General features: G+C 66.5%; 16 protein-coding genes and 3 pseudogenes. 12 read left to right on the top strand and 7 right to left on the bottom strand.

Annotated elements, in window-relative coordinates; translation table 11 throughout:
• Positions 1 to 24 precede the first annotated feature (24 nt).
• From dbpA to RS901_RS06475, 3 genes are all read right to left on the bottom strand, one after another.
• A complete protein-coding gene (dbpA, locus tag RS901_RS06485) occupies positions 25 to 1,434 on the bottom strand; it encodes an ATP-dependent RNA helicase DbpA (RefSeq protein WP_316152142.1) in 1,410 nt (469 codons plus the stop codon).
• A 33-nt stretch (positions 1,435 to 1,467) separates the two neighbouring features.
• The gene (locus RS901_RS06480) at positions 1,468 to 2,373 is read right to left on the bottom strand and encodes a DUF72 domain-containing protein (RefSeq protein ID WP_316152141.1); all 906 of its coding nucleotides are present in this window, start codon (positions 2,371 to 2,373) and stop codon (positions 1,468 to 1,470) included.
• A 145-nt stretch (positions 2,374 to 2,518) separates the two neighbouring features.
• Positions 2,519 to 3,724, bottom strand: a complete 1,206-nt coding sequence (locus RS901_RS06475; RefSeq protein WP_316152140.1) for a DUF4382 domain-containing protein — start codon at positions 3,722 to 3,724, stop codon at positions 2,519 to 2,521.
• Positions 3,725 to 4,257: 533 nt separating this feature from the next.
• Between RS901_RS06475 and RS901_RS06470 the strand changes: the two genes are divergently transcribed.
• Positions 4,258 to 6,057 (top strand): methyl-accepting chemotaxis protein, encoded by a 1,800-nt coding sequence (locus RS901_RS06470; protein WP_316152139.1) that lies wholly within the window; start codon positions 4,258 to 4,260, stop codon positions 6,055 to 6,057.
• A gap of 111 nt (positions 6,058 to 6,168) precedes the next feature.
• Here RS901_RS06470 and RS901_RS06465 read toward each other — a convergent pair whose 3' ends face one another.
• Positions 6,169 to 6,603: a helix-turn-helix domain-containing protein gene (locus RS901_RS06465; protein ID WP_316152137.1), complete on the bottom strand. Its 435-nt coding sequence runs from the start codon at positions 6,601 to 6,603 to the stop codon at positions 6,169 to 6,171.
• 74 nt (positions 6,604 to 6,677) lie between these two features.
• Between RS901_RS06465 and RS901_RS06460 the strand changes: the two genes are divergently transcribed.
• Both RS901_RS06460 and RS901_RS06455 read left to right on the top strand, forming a co-directional pair.
• Positions 6,678 to 7,568 (top strand): class I SAM-dependent methyltransferase, encoded by an 891-nt coding sequence (locus RS901_RS06460; protein ID WP_316152136.1) that lies wholly within the window; start codon positions 6,678 to 6,680, stop codon positions 7,566 to 7,568.
• Positions 7,561 to 8,064, top strand: a complete 504-nt coding sequence (locus RS901_RS06455; protein WP_316152134.1) for a DUF2938 domain-containing protein — start codon at positions 7,561 to 7,563, stop codon at positions 8,062 to 8,064. Before RS901_RS06460 ends, RS901_RS06455 begins: the two co-directional genes overlap by 8 nt.
• Positions 8,065 to 8,109: 45 nt before the next feature.
• Here the strand turns inward: RS901_RS06455 and RS901_RS06450 are convergent, their stop codons facing one another.
• Positions 8,110 to 9,003 (bottom strand): restriction endonuclease, encoded by an 894-nt coding sequence (locus tag RS901_RS06450; protein ID WP_316153406.1) that lies wholly within the window; start codon positions 9,001 to 9,003, stop codon positions 8,110 to 8,112.
• A gap of 277 nt (positions 9,004 to 9,280) precedes the next feature.
• Here RS901_RS06450 and RS901_RS06445 point away from each other — a divergent pair, with 277 nt between their 5' ends.
• Positions 9,281 to 10,135: a hypothetical protein gene (locus RS901_RS06445; RefSeq protein ID WP_316152133.1), complete on the top strand. Its 855-nt coding sequence runs from the start codon at positions 9,281 to 9,283 to the stop codon at positions 10,133 to 10,135.
• 22 nt (positions 10,136 to 10,157) lie between these two features.
• Here RS901_RS06445 and RS901_RS06440 read toward each other — a convergent pair whose 3' ends face one another.
• Positions 10,158 to 10,481 (bottom strand): nucleotide pyrophosphohydrolase, encoded by a 324-nt coding sequence (locus RS901_RS06440; protein WP_013955146.1) that lies wholly within the window; start codon positions 10,479 to 10,481, stop codon positions 10,158 to 10,160.
• A gap of 145 nt (positions 10,482 to 10,626) precedes the next feature.
• Here RS901_RS06440 and RS901_RS06435 point away from each other — a divergent pair, with 145 nt between their 5' ends.
• The 8 genes and pseudogenes from RS901_RS06435 to hutG all read left to right on the top strand — a co-directional run bounded on the left by RS901_RS06435 (position 10,627) and on the right by hutG (position 17,056).
• On the top strand, positions 10,627 to 11,286 hold the full coding sequence (locus RS901_RS06435) for an isoprenylcysteine carboxylmethyltransferase family protein (RefSeq protein ID WP_316152131.1): 660 nt from the start codon (positions 10,627 to 10,629) through the stop codon (positions 11,284 to 11,286).
• A gap of 134 nt (positions 11,287 to 11,420) precedes the next feature.
• On the top strand, positions 11,421 to 12,215 hold the full coding sequence (locus tag RS901_RS06430) for an IclR family transcriptional regulator (protein ID WP_316153401.1): 795 nt from the start codon (positions 11,421 to 11,423) through the stop codon (positions 12,213 to 12,215).
• 88 nt (positions 12,216 to 12,303) lie between these two features.
• Positions 12,304 to 13,059, top strand: a complete 756-nt coding sequence (locus tag RS901_RS06425) for a transporter substrate-binding domain-containing protein (protein ID WP_316152129.1) — start codon at positions 12,304 to 12,306, stop codon at positions 13,057 to 13,059.
• 18 nt (positions 13,060 to 13,077) lie between these two features.
• Positions 13,078 to 13,530, top strand: a pseudogene (locus RS901_RS06420) (amino acid ABC transporter permease); the annotation flags it as partial.
• 77 nt (positions 13,531 to 13,607) lie between these two features.
• Positions 13,608 to 14,967, top strand: a pseudogene (locus tag RS901_RS06415) (IS1182 family transposase).
• Positions 14,968 to 15,129: 162 nt separating this feature from the next.
• Positions 15,130 to 15,351: pseudogene (locus tag RS901_RS06410) on the top strand (ABC transporter permease); the annotation flags it as partial.
• On the top strand, positions 15,348 to 16,109 hold the full coding sequence (locus RS901_RS06405) for an amino acid ABC transporter ATP-binding protein (protein ID WP_114136146.1): 762 nt from the start codon (positions 15,348 to 15,350) through the stop codon (positions 16,107 to 16,109). The pseudogene RS901_RS06410 and the gene RS901_RS06405, both read left to right, overlap by 4 nt.
• A gap of 2 nt (positions 16,110 to 16,111) precedes the next feature.
• Positions 16,112 to 17,056 (top strand): formimidoylglutamase, encoded by a 945-nt coding sequence (gene hutG, locus RS901_RS06400; protein WP_316152126.1) that lies wholly within the window; start codon positions 16,112 to 16,114, stop codon positions 17,054 to 17,056.
• Between the two features lie 227 nt (positions 17,057 to 17,283).
• On the opposite strand, the gene RS901_RS06395 is transcribed toward hutG, so the two are convergent.
• A complete protein-coding gene (locus RS901_RS06395; protein ID WP_316152125.1) occupies positions 17,284 to 19,389 on the bottom strand; it encodes a hypothetical protein in 2,106 nt (701 codons plus the stop codon).
• Between the last annotated feature and the right edge of the window lie 41 nt (positions 19,390 to 19,430).

The following is a 19,430-nucleotide window of genomic DNA, read 5'->3' as shown; positions in this document are numbered from 1 at the left end:
CGGGCCCCGCATGGGGCCCGTCTTTCACTCCGTCAGCATCCGCACCTTCACCTTCTTGCCCTTGACCTTGCCGGCATTGAGCCGCTTCACCGCCTCGCGCCCGATGCTGCGCTCCACCGCGATATAGGTGGACATCTCCAGCACATTGATCTTGCCAATCTGCTCCTTGGTGAAGCCCGCATCGCCGGTCAGCGCACCCAGGATATCGCCGGGGCGGATCTTCTCCTTGCGGCCGCCCAGCATCTGCAAGGTCACCATCGGCGGCAGCAGGCGTTCATCGCTGGCGGGCCTCAGGTCGGCCAGCGGGTGCCATTCGAATTCGCCGCCGTGGTGCTGTTCCAGGTTGCCCACGCGGCCCATCTCGTCCATGCTGACCAGGCTGAAGGCCCAGCCTTCCTGGTCGGCGCGGCCGGTGCGGCCGATGCGGTGCACGTGGACTTCAGGATCGGGCGTGATCTCGACATTGATCACCGCCTCGAGCTGTGCGATATCCAGCCCGCGCGCGGCCACGTCGGTGGCAACCAGCACCGAGCAGCTGCGGTTGGCAAACTGCACCAGCACCTGGTCGCGCTCGCGCTGCTCCAGCTCGCCGTGCAGCGCCAGCGCCTGGTAGCCCTGCGCGCGCAGCAGTTCCACCAGCTCGCGGCAACGCGCCTTGGTATTGCAGAACGCCAGCGTGCTGACCGGCCGGAAGTGGTCCAGCAGGCGCCCCACTGCGTTCAGGCGCTCGCCATCCTCGACTTCATAGAAGCGCTGGCGGATGGTGCTGTTGTCATGCGTAGCCTCCAGCTTGACCGACTGCGGGTTGCGCAGGAAACGGTGGCTGAGCTTGTCGATGCCGGGCGGATACGTGGCGGAGAACAGCAGCGTCTGCCGGTCCTTCGGGCAGCGGCTGGCCACATAGGCGATGTCGTCGAAAAAGCCCATGTCGAGCATGCGGTCGGCCTCGTCCAGCACCAGCGTGTTGATGCCGGACAGGTCCAGGCTGCCGCGATCGATGTGATCCAGGATGCGTCCGGGCGTGCCCACCACGATATGTGCGCCATGGATCAGGCTGTCGACCTGCGGCCGCATCGGCGAGCCGCCGCACAGCGTCAGCACCTTGATGTTCTCTTCCGCGCGCGCCAGGCGGCGAATTTCCTGCGTGACCTGGTCGGCCAGCTCGCGCGTGGGGCACAGCACCATCGCCTGCACGTCGAAGCGGCGCGGATCGAGCCGGTGCAGCAGCGCCAGTCCGAAGGCAGCGGTCTTGCCGCTGCCGGTCTTGGCCTGCGCCACCAGGTCCTGGCCCGCCAATGTGATCGGCAGGCTGGCCGCCTGGATCGGCGTCATTTCGTCATAGCCAAGCTGCGCCAGCGTGGCGAGCATGGTGGGCGACAGCGGCAGGGTGGAAAAAGCGGTGCCGGCTTGCGGCTGGGCGGGGGTCGAGTTCATGCGCGATTATAGCGATCCAGGGATGTCGATCCGTCAGTCGTCGGCCGGCGGCGTCCAGTCCAGCCGCTCCAGCAGCGCCTGCGCCGCGGCCGGCGCGCGTTCCTTGGCGCCGTTGATAAAGAAGACAAAGACTTCGCGCTTGCGCGCGGCGGGCTTGCGGTCTTCCACCGTCGGCAGGTCGTCCGGCTGGTGGCCTTGCGCCCACGTGCGCACCCGTTCAGCCCACGCATCCAGGTCCCTGGGCGCGTAGCCGGCCTTCAGCTTCTCGCTGCTGGCCATCAGCCGTGCATAGACAAAGTCTGCAGTGAGATCCGCCATCGACGGAAACTTGGGCGAATCGGTAAAGACCGTGGCGGCCTTGTACTTGCGCGCGAGCTTGAGGTAGTCCGGCGACTGGAAGCTGTCGTGCCGCACCTCCAGCACGTGGCGCAGCTTCACGCCCTCCACCGAATCCGGCAGCAGCTGCAGGAAGGCCTCGAAGTCTTCCGCATCGAACTGCTTGGTGGGCGCGAACTGCCACACCACCGGACCCAGCTTGCGGCCAAGCTCGGCAATGCCGCTGTCGATGAAGCGTTCTATCGATTCGCCGGACTCGGCCAGCACGCGCCGGTTGGTGGCAAAGCGCGAGGCCTTCACCGCGAACACAAAATCATCCGGCGTCTCGTCGCGCCATTTGGCGAACGAGGTGCGCTTCTGCGTGCCGTGGTAGGTGCTGTTGATTTCGATCGCGCTGAGGTGGCGGCTGGCATAGGCCAGCTCACGTGCCTGTGCCAGGCCGGCGGGATAGAAGTTGTCGCGCCACGGGGCGAAATTCCAGCCACCGATGCCAACCCGCACCGGCTCGGCGGACGTGGAGGCCTTGCGTGACCTGGCCCCGGGTGTGGCCTCTGACGTTGCTGCAGGCCTGGATGCGGCCTTCGCCGCGGTGCGTGCTGCCATGGCGCGATCTCCCGAAACGCGAGACTGGCAGTCTATCGGGAAACCACGGCAAGCGGTGGCTGCGCGGCAAGGCCCGCTGCCCAGACAAAAAAGGCCGGAAGAGGGCAAGTCCCCCTTCCGGCTTACTGCGTGATCCCCCGGAGAATCAGAACGTGAAGTTCACCAAAGCGTCCGCGGCGCTCACATCGGCCGGCTTCGTCTGCACGGTACCGCTGGCGCTGGTGGCCTGCACACTGTACTTGCCCGCGGCAGCGCCATCCGGCGACAGCGGGATCGGCAGCGCGGCCTGGTAGGTGCCGATCACCGGCGCGGCCACCGGCAGCGCCGGCTCGCCCGTGAACATGCTATAGGCGCCGGTATCGCTTGCGGCAGCCGTCGCCGCGATCTCAAAGGTGCCGCCGCTGACCAGTTGCAGCGCGCGCAGGGTCGCTTCCGCCGAAGCCGGCGTCACCGTACCCGAAACCCGGCGATAGGTCGACGCCGGCAGCGACATCGGCGCCGCCGCGGTCGAGATCGCCGTGGGCGTGCCCACCACCACCGGCACACCGCGCACGATGCCCGCCGCCTTGCCATTGGCAGAACCCGGCACTACCACCACGTCAACCGGGCCGGCCGTGCTGCTCTGCTCGATCGGCGACAGCTTGAAGTTGCCGTTGGCGTCCGCCAGCGTCGCCTTCACCACCACGCCGTTGCGCTCGGCATACACGCGCGCACCCGGCGCCCCGCTGACCACGCCGTTCACTTCACCGCTGACGATCGTCGGGATCGCCGTCACCACCGGCTTCAGGCCAAAGGTGCCATTGCCGCGCGTGACCACCGACTTGCACGCGTCAAAGTCCAGCACCAGGTCGGTCAGCGTACCCTTTGCCACGGTGAACGACCGGTTGATCTTGATGCCCGACTGCACCGCGCTGGGCGTGTCCAGCGCCTGCTCAGTGCCGCCGATGGGCACCACCGAGTTGGCCAGCGCACCGGCGCCGCCGCCACGGTTGGCATCGAGCACCAGGCGCACCTGCTGGTAGTTGCCGGCAGGCAGCGCGGTCTGGCCCAGCACCGTCAGCACGCCGTTGGTCAGTGACAGCAGGTCGATCTTGCGCGCGGGCACGACGTCGATATCGACCCAGCCCCCGGCGCTCGCCTCGGCGCTGGCGCTGCTGTGCACGCGCACCTTGTTGACGGTCACGAAGACATTGTTGAAGCCACAGGCCGGCGCATCGGTCATCGAGACCTTGAGCGTCCCCTGCCCGCCGCCATCATCGCCGCCACCACCACCACCGCAGGCGGCCAGCGCCAGGGCACCGCTCAGGGCAAGCACGCGCAGCGGCGCGGAAGTCAAAGAAAGGACTGACACGGTAGGCTCTCCGTTTGGTTTATGTGTGAGGTGATCGGAGGATATGTTGCCGTTCGCATAACGGCTGTAAGTCTTTGTAATACGTTGTGAAAAAGTCGTTAGCTTGTCTGCATGACTGATCAGCAAGGCTTGACGATAGATGTACGCCTGCCCAAGCCGCCGTCGGATGCACTGCGGCAAGCGTTCTGCTGCGGCTGCCGTCATGGTCATGAACGCCCGTATCGACATCACCGCTGCATTGCAACGCCGCTTGTATTGCAATGCATCCGATCTAGCGTTTGATCACGCCGAAACGCTCTCCCACCCGCTCCTGCAGGTGTTCGCGTTACGAATGCGGATCCGCCAGCGCGCATTCCCGAGCCGCGCAAGCGCACTATCGCGCACCAAATTGGCGCGTTGTGTCGTCAACCTGATCACATTCGACCGGCTTTCGCCTGTCTGCCTCAAGTCGGGCGCACCCGCTCCGTATACAGCGAGGTGGAAATCCCACACACAAACGCCCCCAACGATTCCCTACGAAGGATCTCCCCCTGATGTTCACTACCATCCGTGCGCGGATCGTGGCCCTGTGCGTGGCCATCGTCATCGCCGCGCTCGCCATCAATACGTCGCTGAACCAGTTCGTCGCCAACCGCTATAACGAAGACGCCATCGACAGCAGCCTGGCGGCCGTGCAGAGCGGCCACGCCAGCGCCATCGTCGACTGGGTGGCCTCGCACAGCCAGATGATCCAGTCGCTGCAGGATGCCGTGCTGCAGCCCGAACCCGATGCTGCGCTCAAGCAGGTGGCCGACGCCGGCCGCTTCACCAAAGTCTACGTCGGTTATGCCGACAAGGCCTCCAGATTCTCCGACCCGAAAGGCGTCCCGCCCGGCTACGACCCGACCGCCCGGCCCTGGTACAAGCAGGCCGCAGCAGCCGGCAAGCCGGTGGTTACGCCACCCTATGTCGCTGCCAGCACCGGCAAGCTGGTGGTGACATTTGCCACGCCCGTGGTCCGCGATGGCGAGGTCAAGGCCGTGGTGTCCGGTGATGTGGCGATGGACACCGTGATCGCCAACGTCAAGGCGATCCGCCCCACGCCGGCAAGCTTCGGCATGCTGGTGGCCAGGAACGGCGACATCGTCGCCCACACCGAAGACAAGCTCACGCTCAAGCCGGTGACGGAACTCGTGCCCGCGCTGAACGCCGGCAAGCTCGCCGCACTGGCCGGCGCAAGGACACCGCTGGAAGTCGAAGTCGGCGGCAGCGCCAAGCTGCTTGGCGCGCGCGCCATCCCCGGCACCGACTGGATGGTCATCGTCGCCCTGGACAAGGCCGAGGCCACCGCCGGCATGCGCTCAGTGCTGATCGCATCTGTGATCGCACTGGTACTGATCGCAGGCGTGGCCGCCGCCGTAGTCTGGGGCGTGGCAACGATGTCGCTGCGCGGCCTGTCCACCGTGCGCGATGCCATGGACGCCATCGGCTCCGGCGACGGCGACCTGACCCAGCGCCTGCCAGCCGACGGCAACGACGAAGTCGCGCAGATCGCGCGCGCCTTCAACACCTTTGCCGACAAGCTCTGCACCATCATGCGCCAAATCCGCGACGCCAGCGAATCCGTGCGCGCCGCCTCCGACGAGATCGCCGCCGGCAACACGGACCTGTCGCGCCGCACCGAATCCGCCGCCGCCAGCCTGCAGCAGACTGCGGCCTCGATGGAAGAAATCACCGCCACCGTCAGCCAGTCTGCCAGCTCGGCCCAGCACGCCAGCGAATCCGTCACCGCCGCCTCGCGCGTGGCCGCCGACGGCGGCGTCGTGATCGGCGAAGTCATCACCACCATGGGCCAGATCGAAAACGCCTCGGTCAGGGTCTCCGACATCATCGGCGTGATCGAAGGCATCGCCTTCCAGACCAACATCCTGGCGCTCAATGCCGCGGTGGAAGCCGCCCGCGCCGGCGACCAGGGCCGCGGCTTCGCCGTCGTGGCGGGCGAAGTGCGCGCCCTGGCCCAGCGCAGCGCCCAGGCCGCCAAGGAGATCAAGACCCTGATCGAATCCACCGTGGGCAGCGTCACCTCCGGCTCCGGCCAGGTCCGCCGCGCCGGCGACACCATGAGTGAGATCGTCAGCAACGTCTCCAGGGTGACCGGCATTATTTCCGAGATCACTCACGCAGCCATGGAACAAACCCGCGGTATTCAAGAGGTGAATATGGCGGTGAGCCAGCTGGATCAGATGGTGCAGCAGAATGCGGCGCTGGTTGAGCAATCCACGGCTGCTGCGGCGGCGCTGCAGACGCAGGCCGGGAGCCTGGCGGGGGCGGTGGGGCAGTTCAGGTTGGGGTGAGACCGGCTCCATCCTTAAGCTGATCTCCGCAAATTCTGCGGAGAATGGCCCCGCCAGACTCCGCAGAGCCCTAGAAAGGGGCCATTCGAAACGCTTGTTCAGGGCGGAACGTCAGTCCGTTGGAAGCCCGTGGGCATGCTTCCTCCCACCAATCGCCCCTGACGCCGCCGCCCGCAGAATCCGCTGGAACGTCGGGCACTCCATATGGCCTGGCGCCGGACAAGCAGCCGCATGCCGCAGTCCGTCGCGCATCGCAGTCAGCTTGCGGATGGTCCGGTCCAGCTCATCCGCCTTGGCCGCCAGCACCTGCCGGTCGATTTTCGGCTGGCCCTGTGGCGAGAACATCCGCGCGATGTCATCCAGCGAGAAGCCGGCGGCACGCCCCAGTGCGATCAGCGCCAGCCGCTCGAGCACGCCGGCATCGAACACGCGCCGCATCCCGCGCCGGCCGATGGAAGCGATCAGCCCCCTTTCCTCGTAGTACCGCAGCGTCGAGGCCGGCACGCCAGCCTGCCGGGCCACTTCCGCAATATCCAGGCTTGTCACCGCTTGACCTAAAGTCGACTTGAACTGGCACAGTGTAGCTTCCATGCCAGGACGGCGTGCAAGGGGATACGACCATGGGTGAGCAACAACAGACCAGCAGCAACGGCGGCGATCAGGCCGCACTGTGGAACGGCCCCTCCGGCCATGCCTGGGTCGCGGAGCAGGCGGTGCTCGACGACATGCTCCGGCCGCTGGAAGGCCTGCTTGTCGATACGGTCGGCAAGACCTCGGCACAACATGTGCTCGATGTCGGCTGCGGCACCGGCAGCACTACGATCGCGCTGGCGCGTACGCTCGGCACGCAGGGCAGATGCACCGGCATCGATATTTCCGGGCCGATGCTCGCCGCTGCACGGGCACGCGCGCAGCAGGACGGCTCGACCGCCAGCTTTATTCGCGCCGACGCGCAGGACTACGCCTTCGCGCCAGCAAGCTTCGACAGCATCGTGTCGCGCCTGGGCGTGATGTTCTTCAGCGATCCGGTGCGGGCCTTTGCCAACCTGCGCCGGGCCGCAACACCGGATGCCACGCTCCAATGCATCGCCTGGCGCAGCGCCGCAGAGAATCCGTTCATGACCACCGCCGAGCGCGCGGCCGCGCCGCTGCTGTCCAACCTGCCGCCGCGGCAGCCGGGTGCGCCGGGGCAGTTCGCCTTCGGCGACCGCCAGCGCGTGCAGGCCATCCTGGAAGAGGGCGGCTGGACCGGGATCGATGTCCAGCCGGTCGACCTCGCCTGCACGCTGCCGGAGCCTGCGCTGGTGGACTACCTGTCCCGCCTCGGTCCCGTCGGCCTGGCCCTGCGCGAGGCAGATGCAAGCACACGCGCCAGCGTCATCGAAACCGTCCGTGCGGCATTCGAGCCTTACGTTCATGGCGCAACCGTGCGCTACACCGCTGCTTGCTGGATGATCACCGCCAGGGCTTTGGCTTCATCACAGACGGCCGGAGAGACTGCCCATGCCTGATACAGCGATGGCGCTCCTGTTCAATGCAGTCGTGATCGGCACCGGCGCAACGCTGGTGATGGACACCTGGGCCATCCTCCGCAAGCGGTTCATGAGCGTCCCTGCGCTGGACTATGGACTAGTAGGCCGCTGGCTCGCGTGGCTGCCGCGAGGGCGCCTTTGCCACCATCCCATCGCTGCATCGCCACCGGTACGCGGCGAGCGCGCGATCGGCTGGATCGCGCATTACCTGACCGGCATCGTGTTCGCGGCCATCCTGCTGGCACTTTGGGGACTCGACTGGGCGCGTCATCCGACGCTGGCACCCGCGTTGATCGTCGGCATCGGCAGTGTGGCGGCACCGTTCCTGCTGATGCAGCCGGCGATGGGTGCCGGCATCGCCGCGAGCCGCACGCCACGGCCAAATGTGGCACGGGCGCATAGCCTGGTGACGCATGCGATGTTCGGGCTGGGGCTTTATGTGGCGGGTTGGGTTGTGAGCCTGGTCTCGATCTGACAAACGGGTACAACAGCAGACTGCCGTTGTCCGAACCAGTGAGAGTCAGAGGCCACGCACGCCGCGGCATTTGGGGAATGTGGCGCAGCCCCAAAACGGATTGCCGGCGTTCGCGCCCTGTTTGGCGATGCGTTGGATCATGGCGCTGCCGCAGCGCGGGCAGCCTGGCACGGCGGCTGGCGACATTTCAGTTGGCTTCGGCGGTTCCGCGGCGCGTGCCGGCGCGTTCGCGGCGGCACGCGGCCGTGCGGTCGATCCCGTCTGCGCTGCAGCGCGGGCGCGCTTGACCAGCACGGTGAGTGCCTGGCCATCGATCAGCTCTATGTTCCGCCCAGACGCGAAGGCCCGCGCATCGGCGGTGAACTGCCCCGATGTAACAACGAATCCTTGCGACGCACCCTGCGCAGCCATCACGCCATACAGTTCCCGTACCACCGTGACCGGCACCTTGTAGGCGCGCCATTGCTTGCACTGCACTAGCGCCAGCTCGTTGCCCTTTCTGAGCCGCAGGTCGATGCCCCCATCCGCACCGCCGCCACCGGTCTCCGCCACGGCGTAACCGCGCATCCGGAACACCTCTCCCACCAGCCGCTCGGAATCACGCCAGGTCATTTGACGCAGGGCGTCGCCAGACTGGCTCGCCGCCACGCCGCGCACCAGTCCTTGCCGCTTGCGGCGGCCCAGCCACGAAGCCAGCGCGCCGGCCAGCAGCAACAGCGGCACGATGTACTGGCCGTACATCGATAGCGCCTTGACCATCTGTGTCACGACCATTTGGCCGATTTGCCCCGGCGCGGCGGTGACCGGCACTTCGGCAATCGCATAACGGTGCAGCACCGCGTAGGCAATGATGGCCAACGCTACGCCTGCCCACCATGGCAGTGCGGTGGCAATGCCATACAGATCCTCGAAGACGCTCGATTGCTTCCTGCGGCCCATGATGACCCCTTCGCTTTTTGTTTTTGTCAGACCGAAGGATGCCGTACGGGGGCGGGCATGTCGCCCCTGCGCACGCGGGGGACGATGGGGAAGGCAAGAAGGTATAGCCGCGGCCTTCCGCATCTGTGGCCTCGGCCACGCATCCGAGGCCGCGCCCAAAGTTTGCTGCACGGTTCTGTGGGATAGCGAACAGTAGATGGATGGCGCCGTACCAGAATAGAAGTCCATCGGCGCCCGCTTCAGCGCCGGACGATCCCCACTATCACGGGGTGACAGGATGACAAGGCTTTCGGGCCGTCTGGCCGCGTGCATCGCGCTCGGTCCTCTGCTGGCTGCCAGTGCGCAGGCGTCGGATATTGCCTGCAAGACCACGCTGCGTCCTTCCCGCTGCGACGATCCGCTCGCCGCCGGCACGTCCTGTCTGCAGTCAGTGCCGCAAGCCGCCCACCTGATCTGCGATCACGCGATGCTCCAGCGCGAACACGAGCGCATCCATGCGGACCAGCAGCGCCAGCTGCGCGCCGGCGCGATCCACAGGAGCGACATCGCCGCCTGGAGGGAGCGCCGGGACGCGTGCACGTCGGTGACATGCCTGGACAGGGTCTTTGCCAGCTGGCGCCGACAGCCCGGCAAGAAACCGCCGCAGGCTGCCGCGCCGCAACCAACGCCGCCGGCGGCGCGGGCGCGGGAGGCGTCGAGGAACAAGCAAGCTGCGGTCAGGGTCGAGGCCTCGCGGCCAGCCGTCGCGCCACCTCCAGCAACTCAACCAGTAGCGGAGCAGCCTCCAGCCCTGCCGCCGTCAGAGGCGTTAGCCGGACCAGGGATGCAAGCGCCCCCTGTCGTGATCCAAAGAGCCTCCGGCCCGACGCCCCAGCAGGCGTCCATCCGTCCGACGCTGGCGCCGCAATCACGCGGTTGGACATCGCTGGGCACGCTGGCGTGGCTGGGCATGTGCAGCGCGGGCGTCGCCTGCTGGTCCCGGCGTACGCGCGGCGAGTGGCTGCCGGGGGTCACCCGCCTGCGCGAGCGGACACGGGATGCGCCGCCCATCGTGCTTGTGGTGAGCGGACTGCTCGCTTTGAACGGAGTGCTGCTGTTGTGCGTCCTGGCGGGGAGCCGGCCATTGTCGTGAGCCCGCGCCGTCGCCGGGCGCCTCATTCCGGCAGCGGGTACTTCCTGGCGTTCATCTCCATCTTGGCGCGGATCGCCGCGTCCAGGTCCACGCCCAGCGCCGTCACCAGCTGCGCCAGATAGATGGTGATATCGGCAAGCTCCTGCTCCACATGGTCGCGCTCGTCGGTGGACATGATGGCGCGCGATTCCGCGTCGGTCTGCCACTGGAAGATCTCGACCAGTTCGGACACCTCCACGCTCAGCGCCATCGCGAGGTTCTTGGGGCTGTGATATTTGCCCCAGTTTCGGGCCTTGCCGAAGTCTTGGGCGGCTTGCTGGAGGTTCTTGATGTCGATCAGGGGCATGGTGGTGTGGCGAAAGCGGTTCACTGCGCCCCGGCATGCGCCGGCGCAATACGCAGATTTAATCACGACCCGGCCGCCCTCGACACCCGGGCCGCCTGAGGCTTACCCTTCGCTTGTGCATCCACCGTCTCAACGGAGGTTCCCCATGCGCCCGACTCCCGGCATGGCGATTGCCACGCTCGCCGGCACGCTCGCCTACTTGGCCATCGCCATCGCAGGTTGGGGCGGCATCGCTGCGTTTTTTGCGCACCCGGCGCGCGTGGCCCTGACCCTGGTCCTGTTCGCCCTGTCCATCGCGGCACTCTTCTCCGGCGGCAACATCAGCAGCGGCATGCGCGAGGACCGCGGCAACCGCTGGGTGTTGGCCGTCTTTGGCGTGCTCGGGCTGCTGGCGGCGTACCTGCCGCCCTATACCGACCGCATCGGCTTCTGGACGTTCGATGGCGACACCATGCGCTGGACCGGCGTGGCGCTGTTTGCCGGCGGCGGCGTGCTGCGGCTGTGGCCGGTGTTTGTGCTGGGGCGGCGCTTCAGCGGGCTGGTGGCGATCCAGCCGGGGCATACGCTGGTGACCACCGGGATCTATGGCGTGATCCGGCATCCGAGCTACCTCGGCTTCCTGGTCAGTTCGCTGGGATGGGTACTGGCGTTCCGCTCCGGCGTGGGCGTGGTGCTGACGCTGCTGATGGTGCCGGTGCTGCTGGCGCGCATCCGCGCGGAAGAAGCGCTGCTGCGCGACCAGTTTGGCGACGAGTACGCGTCGTACTGTGACCGGACCTGGCGGATGCTGCCGGGCATCTACTGATCGCGGCGCAGCGGCGCCCCACGCACTTGGCCGATCAAATTGCCAGTCATCAAGGGTTATCCCTAGTCACTCATTCCCATTTTCCGGGACTCTCGGTTTTGATTTCCGGGAATCAGGTCCTATTCTTGGGCCCTATGTTGAATGCCGTCGACAACCCCACCGCCGTGAAGCCCGCGACCTCCGCGACTGCCGAACCCGGCCAGCCCGCGGGCGGTGCCGATCGCGTGCTGTTCGTGCTGGCGGCGCTGGCGCAACACGGCGCGCCGATCACGGTGCGCGAGCTGGTTGCCAAGACCGGCCTGCCCAAGAGCACGCTCTACCGCCAACTGATGATGCTCAAGCGCTGGGGCTTTGTGCTGGAGTCCGACGGCGAATACGCGCCGGGCCCGATCAGCCTGCAACTGGCGCTCGGCTTTGACATGGCCTCGCACCTGGCGCGCGAAGCCTTGCCCGACATGCAGCTGCTGGCGCAGCAGTCCGATGAAAGCGTAGGGCTGGTCGTCGCCGTCAAGGATCACGCGGTGTGCCTGGAGATGGTGGAGAGCCGCCAGTCGCTGCGCTGCTCGTTCGAGAAGGGCCGCGGCGTGCCGCTGCGCGCCGGTGCGTCGGCCAAGTCGCTGCTGGCGTTCATGCGCGACGAAGCGCGCGAGCGCCTGGTCCGGGCCCAGTGCGAGCCAGGCGAAGCCGAACAGCTGCTGGCCGAGCTCGCCGCGATTCGCGAGACCGGCTACGCCGTCAGCGAGGGCGAGGTGGATCCGGGCGTGTGGGGCGTGAGCGCGCCGCTCTTCTCGCGGCGCAGCAAGGCCGATGCGCTGGGCTCCATCACGCTGATGGTGCCGGCCACGCGGCGGCAAGGGCGAGAGACCGCGCTGATCGACATGACCGTGGCAGCGGCGATGCGGATTTCCGCCCGGCTGCAGTCTTACTGAATACCAAGCTACCAAGCAAATCGTTACCGCCGCCGTCGGCACACCCATGCGACGGCAGATCCCTCGTTCCCGAGAATAGGAGACTTCCATGAACCTTCGTCGCAAATGCCTGATGGCCGGCCTGGCAACCCTGACCGCCCTGACCCTCGGCACCGCCGCGCACGCGCAGGACAATGCCGTGCTGCGCGTGGCCACCGACGCCACCTTCCCGCCGATGGAATTTATCGAGAACGGCAAGCGCACCGGCTTTGACGTGGAGCTGGTGGAGGCCATGGCCAAGACGATGGGCAAGCGGGTCGAATGGACCGACATCGACTTCAAGGGCCTGATCCCCGGGCTGGTCTCGCGCCGCTTCGACATGGCCGTGTCCGGCATCTACATCACCCCCGAGCGCCGCAAGGTGGTGGACTTCACCGAGCCGTACTACATCGGCGGCCTGGTGGCGCTGGTCAAGAGCGCCAACACCACCATCCACGCCCCGGCCGACCTGAACGGCAAGAAGGTCAGCGTGCAGGTGGGCACCAAGTCGGTCAGCTTCCTGCGCGACACGTATCCGCAGGTGCAGCGAGTGGAAGTCGAAAAGAACCAGGAAATGTTCAACCTGGTCGAGATCGGCCGCGCCGATGCCGCCGTGACCGGCAAGCCGGCCGCGACGCAGTACGTCAAGACCCGCGGCGGCCTGCGCATGGTGGAGCAGCCGCTCACCACCGAGGAATACGGCATGGCCGTGCGCAAGGACACGCCCGAGCTGACCCGCGCCCTCAATGCGGCACTCGCCAAGGTGAAGGCCGATGGCACCTACGCCAGGCTGACCCAGAAATGGTTCGGCACGGCCGCCAAGTAAGCCGCGCGGATCATCATCATGGAATTGGATTTTTCTCCTGTCTTTGCCGGCTGGCATGACATCGTCCACGGCGCCGTCATCACCGTGGAGGTGACGGCCTGCGCGCTGGTGCTGGGCTGCGTCATGGGCCTGCTGGTCGGCATCGGCCGGCTGGACCCGAATCGCCGCGTCATCTACGGCATCTGCACCGCCTACGTGACCTTCATCCGCGGCACGCCGCTGCTGGTGCAGCTGTTCCTGCTGTTCTTCGGGCTGCCGCAGTTCAACATCCTGCTGCCGGCCTTTGTGTGCGGCGTGATCGGGCTGGGCATCTATTCCGGCGCCTATGTGTCGGAAATCGTGCGCGGCGCCATCCAGTCCGTGGACAAGGGCCAGATGGAAGCGGCCCGCTCGATCGGCATGTCTTCCGGCCAGGCCATGCGCGCGATCATCCTGCCGCAGGCCATCGTGCGCATGATCCCGCCGCTAGGAGTTTGTCGGGCTTTGCAGTCTTCCGCAAGATGACGTTGTCCGAGATAATCGCTGGCGCACAACCAAAGACCTACCCGATGAGCCGCTTCGTTCCCGTAGACCGAGATACCGCGTACCTGTTGCCGCCCTCAGTGGACGAATGGCTGCCCGATGATCACTTGGCGCGCTTCGTAGTCGAAGTCATCGAGCAGCTCGATCTGAGCGAACTGACACGCCAATACGCGGGCCGGGGTTCGGCGGCGCACCATCCCGCCGTGTTGCTGGGCTTGCTGATCTACGGCTATGCCAATGGCGTGCACTCGAGCCGCAAGCTCGAACGCGCGACCTACGACTCGGTGGCCTTCCGCTATGTGGCAGCCAACACCCACCCGGATCACGACACGCTGGCGACGTTCCGGCGTCGATTCCTGAAGGAGGTGGAGGCGCTGTTTGTGCAGGTGCTGGTGCTGGCGCGCGAGATGAAACTGCTCAAGCTCGGGCACATTGCGCTGGACGGCACCAAGATCGACGCGAACGCGAGCAAGCACCGCGCCCTGTCGTGGGGTCATGCCCAAAAGATCGAGGCGCAGTTACGACAGGAAGTGCAGGCCCTGCTTGCGCTGGCCGAGAACAGCGACCGCGCAGCCATCCCGGATGGCATGGACGTGCCGGCGGAGATCGCTCGACGCGAAGACCGCTTGAGCGCGATGGCGCTGGCCAAGGCAAAGATCGAGCAGCGCGCCGCCGAGCGTCATCAACTCGAACAGCAGGAGTACGAGGCCAAGACGGCTAAGCGCAAGTCTCAGCGGGACGCTGGCAAGAAGCCGCGCGGCAAGGATCCCGAGCCACCAGAGGCGGGGCCCAAGGATGGCGATCAGGTGAACCTCACGGATGAAGAGTCACGCATCATGCCCGTCTCGGGGGTGGCTTCGAACAAAGCTACAACGCGCAAGCCGGGGTAGACACAGAGACGATGATGGTGGTCACCCAGCACGTGAGCCAGGCGTGCAACGACAAGCGCGAAGTCGTGCCCACGCTGGAGCAGATCGCGGCGTTGCCTGCGGTGCTGGGCGAGGTGCGCACGCTGATCACGGACAACGGCTTCTTCAGTCAGGCCAACGTGATCGCGTGTGCCACGATGCAGGGATCGAGCCGCTGCTGGCGCTAAGGCGGGAGCCGCATCATGCCCCTGTGCTGGAGCGCTTTGCCCCCGATGTGCCGCAGCCCCAGACCACGGACCCGGTTGTGCAGATGGCGCACCGACTGGGCACACAAGCCGGGCGCGCCCTCTACAGCTTGCGCAAGCAGACGGTGGAGCCGGTGTTCGGCATCATCAAACGGGTAATGGGTTGGCGCCAGATGAGCATGCGCGGGCTGGACAAGGCGCAAGGCGAATGGAGTCTTGTGACCATGGCCTGGAACATCAAGCGCATGCACGTTCTGCGAGCGGTTGGATAGCAAAGTGCGCCTCGACTACCCAAAGCCGAGCCCCTAAGGCGCTCCAATGTGCCATCACAGTGCCTCGTCAACCATCAAGAGCGTTCGATCAGCGCGATTGCCGTCCAAAAATCTCGTCGCACCGATCATTCGGATTCGCCCGGGCTCAAGTCCGACGGACTCCTAGGCAATGAGTTCATCGCCCTCATCAAGAACTCGGCGCTGGTGTCGCTGCTGACCATTGCCGACCTGATGCACGAGGGCCAGAAGATCATCAGCGTGTCGTACCGGTCGCTGGAAGTCTATCTGGCGATCGCGCTGGTTTATCTGATCCTGACGAGCGCGGCCGGGCTGATCCTGCGGCGCGCCGAGCAACGGCTGCGCATGGGAGGCATGGTGCAATGAGCGATTCCGCAATCATCCGGATCCGGAACCTGGGCAAATCGTTCGGCGGCCATACGGTCTTGCGCGGCATCGACTTCGATGTGGAGCCGTCGCAGGTCGTGGTCGTGATCGGCCCCAGCGGCTCGGGCAAGAGCACCTTCCTGCGCTGCTGCAACGGCCTGGAACAACCTGAGGCCGGCACCATCGACATCGTCGGCAAGCGCCTGGTGACCGAAGGCCAGCTGATCGGCGAGCACGAGCTGAACCAGCTGCGCACGGAAGTGGGCATGGTGTTCCAGTCGTTCAACCTGTTCCCGCACCTGTCGGTGCTGCACAACGTCACCGTGGGTCCCCGCATGCTGCGCGGCGCCTCGCGCGAGGAAGCCGAGCGCAAGGCGACAGGCCTGCTTGAGAAAGTCGGCCTTGCGCACAAGGCCCACGCCATGCCCGCCAGCCTGTCCGGCGGCCAGAAGCAGCGCGTGGCCATTGCCCGCGCGCTGGCCATGGAACCGCGCGTGATGTTGTTCGACGAGCCGACCTCCGCGCTGGACCCAGAGCTGGTGGGCGAAGTGCTGCAGGTGATGAAGGTGCTGGCCGCCGAAGGCATGACTATGGTCGTGGTCACCCATGAAATGGGCTTTGCCCGTGAAGTGGCCGATGTGGTGGTGGTCATGGATGGCGGCGGCATCATCGAGGCCGGGCCGCCGTCGGTCATCTTCTCTGCACCGACGCAGGAACGCACACGCGGCTTCCTGCAGGCCGTGTTGACGCGGGCGTGACGATGGCTGTGACCCAGAACCTCTGGCAGGGCCGTGTCGACGACGGCGAGCGTGGCGACACCACGCGCCTGTTCCGCATCGTGCATGCGCTGGAAGCGGCAGACGTGACGCCCCTCAACGGCGCGCCGGTGTTGCTCGGCTTCAATTGCGACGCAGGCGTGCTGCGCAACCAGGGCCGTCCGGGCGCCGCGCACGGCCCCGACGCCATCCGCCAGGCGCTGGCCAACGTGCCGGCGCACGGGCTGCCCGCGTTATACGACGCCGGCAATGTCAGCTGTGACGACGGCGACCTGGAGTCAGCCCAGCTGGCGCTGGCGGGCGCCGTGCGCGACGTGCTGGCGCGCGGCGGGCTGCCGCTGGTGCTGGGCGGCGGCCATGAAGTGGCCTGGGGCACGTGGCAAGGCCTGCGCGCGCATCTGGATGCGCAGGACGATGGCGGGCGCGTGCTCATCATCAATATCGACGCCCACTTCGACCTGCGCACCAGCCGGCCCGCAAGCTCCGGCACGCCGTTCGACCAGATCGCCAACGCCTGCGCCGAGCGCGGGCAGCCGTTCGACTATGTCTGCCTGGGCGTCAGCCGCCTCAGCAACACACCGGCGCTGTTCAACCGCGCGGACGCACTGTGCGTCAGTTACGTGGAAGACGTGGACATGCAGGAGCGCCACCTGGAAACACGCCTCGCGGAACTGGCGTCGTGCATCGACGCCGCGGACCATGTGTACCTGACCATCGACCTCGACGCGCTGCCCGCGGCCGTGATGCCAGGCGTGTCGGCACCCGCCGCCTATGGCGTGCCGTTGCCGGTGGTGGAAGAACTGGTCCTGCTTGCCCGCCGCAGCGGCAAGCTGCGCGTGGCCGACCTGGCGGAGTACAACCCGCAGTACGACCGCGACCACCAGGGCGCGCGAGTGGCGGCGCGGCTGGCCTGGCGGCTGCTTGGCTGACGGGCAGGCCGCACAACCTGCCCACGCGGTCTGCGACCGCGACCTGATCGCGCTGGCGCAGGCGCGGCGTAGCGGGAATTGCGACGCTCAAGGGCACCCACCACGCGAACAAAAAAAGAGGCCAGAGCAAATCACCCTGGCCTGGAAGCGAGCAAAACAAGCATCAGCCGCCCGCGGCCTGGCTGCATACCAGGCAGCCAAGCCGCGCAGCGGATCACACCATTGCCTTAGTGGTCATACTCCACGCTGGTGCTGAAGTTCAGGTCAAACGGATCTGTCCAGTTCAGGTTGGCAAACGACATATCGCCCCCGCCAGTCGCCCCCGCCACCGATGGGAACGACGCACCCAAGTCTCCCGACACATCCAGGCTGACCACCGTATTGGGCGCCGCCGGGCGCGCACGTCCGTTGCCGCTCACGAACACCGCCGGCGTTGCGCCGATGGTCGAGCGGATCTGCACGTTGCTCCGCTTGACGAACGGCACGCCCGCGGCCGAGGTCCAGCTCATCGGGAAAGTCTTGCCGCCGGTGAATGTGGTGCCGGAACCCGGCGTCAGCAGGTCACGCGCGGCCTTGCTGATATCCTGCCAGGCATACTGGTGCAGCGTGCCCGGCGCCGGCGGCGGGGTGCGCAGACGCACGGTGTACGAGTAGGCCGGCGCCGCTGTGTTGCCGTTCTGATAGATGTCGAAGGTGTAGGCGCTGAACGGCGTGACCCCTGCCAGTTCCGTGGCGCTCAGCTGCGGATCGGCAAACGCCTTGTTGGTGGCGCCCGGCCAGGTGAACTGGGCCTGGGCCGATGCGTCCTGCGCCACACCAGCGAGCCGGTAGTTGTTGCGGCAAGAGTTCAGCCTTGGCAACAGCGCCGCCTGGGCCGGTGTTTGTGAAGACGTCAGCTGGGCCGCGATATTGAGCGTGCCGCACACGCCATTGCTGCGGTTGAGCAAGACCCCATCGCGCAGCCCCGGCCCCTTCACGATCGCAAAATCCACCGGCACACCGTGGTCGTCCGCGATGCCGACCTGCAGCGTCAGCGAGCTGATATAGGCATTAGTGCCGGTCATCGGCTTGGCCGGATTCAGCCAATCCCAGCGCTGGGCGTTGCCGTTGACCTTGGACACAATATGGCGCTGGTTGCCCACCAGGCGCCAGCCGTTGTCGCTGCCCGAGCGCGCCGCAGGCTGCAGGGCGACCTGCGCAATCAGCTGCACACCATCGCGGATGCCATCGGTGCGCGTCCACGACAGCTTCATCCAGACCTTGTCGGCCGCCTGCACCCGGATGATTTCCGGCAGGCTGAATACAGCGCCGTTCATCTCGTCGTCCGCAAAGATGCCGGGGGCGCTGCCGCTCGGGCCCGGGCCGAATTCCTGCTCGGCGCTGGCGCCATTGCTCAAATACGCGGCGGGAACGCCCGCTTGCAGGTTGCCGGAGGCCACGTCGTCAACAAAGATCTGGCTGCACGCGGCAACATTGCCCTCCATGCGCGCATTGCCCGTCGATGAACCGCCGAAGCACTGGTTGAATGCGGTCTGCAGCGCGGCCAGGTCGCTGGCTCCGGGCAGGTTGGACACCGGTACGCCGCCGATCGTGGCTACGCTTGGCAAGTTCGCCGCATCCCCGGCCGTAGGAGCGACGCCCGGCGCCAGCTGCAGCACCACGGGCGTATCGCTGGAAGCGCCGGCGACGGAAGACAGCTGCACGCCGCCATTTGGCAGCACATTGATCTTTACCTGGTCCAGCAGGCGGTCCAGCCCCGGCGCACCGGCCGTGAGCGGGCCAGAGATCAGGTCCACGCCGGTGTTGCCCGTGGCGCTCAGCAGGGCAGCCAGCGCATCCGAATAGGCTTTTACCGTGGTGCTGATGGCCGACGACGTGACCTTGGACTGCAGCAGGCTGGTGTCGGCCAGCAGCTTGGCCGGGTTGTCGCCAATGATAGTCGCGGCGATGGCGTTGGTCAGCGGCGTGATGTTGATGGTCTGCGTTCCTGCCGTGGCGCTCAGGCTGATCAGCGTAGCCTGCGAATCCGCCACGTTGCCGGTGGCGGCCAGCACGAACGGCGCGGCCAGGCCAGTCACGTCGCACTGGAACGAGCCCGTGGTGGCATCGGCCGGGCAGGTGACTGACTTGCCGGCCGCGTCCGTCAGCGTCACCATTGCGCCCTGCATGGCCGCGCCGGTCGCGGCTACGCCGCTGACAGTTTGCTTGGCAGGCGCAGAAACCTCTGGAGGCGCAGTGGTGGTGGTCGTGCTTCCCGTTGAAGAATCTCCGCCGCCGCCGCACGCCGACAAGGCGAGCACTGCAATGCTGAGTGCAATAGGTGTGAGTTTCATTTCCTTCCCCGTACCGTTGTAAAAGAGACAACACCGCAAAC

This window comes from Cupriavidus sp. BIC8F, assembly GCF_032465815.1.
GTDB lineage: Bacteria > Pseudomonadota > Gammaproteobacteria > Burkholderiales > Burkholderiaceae > Cupriavidus > Cupriavidus necator.
This window is presented reverse-complemented; position numbering and strand designations above follow the sequence as displayed.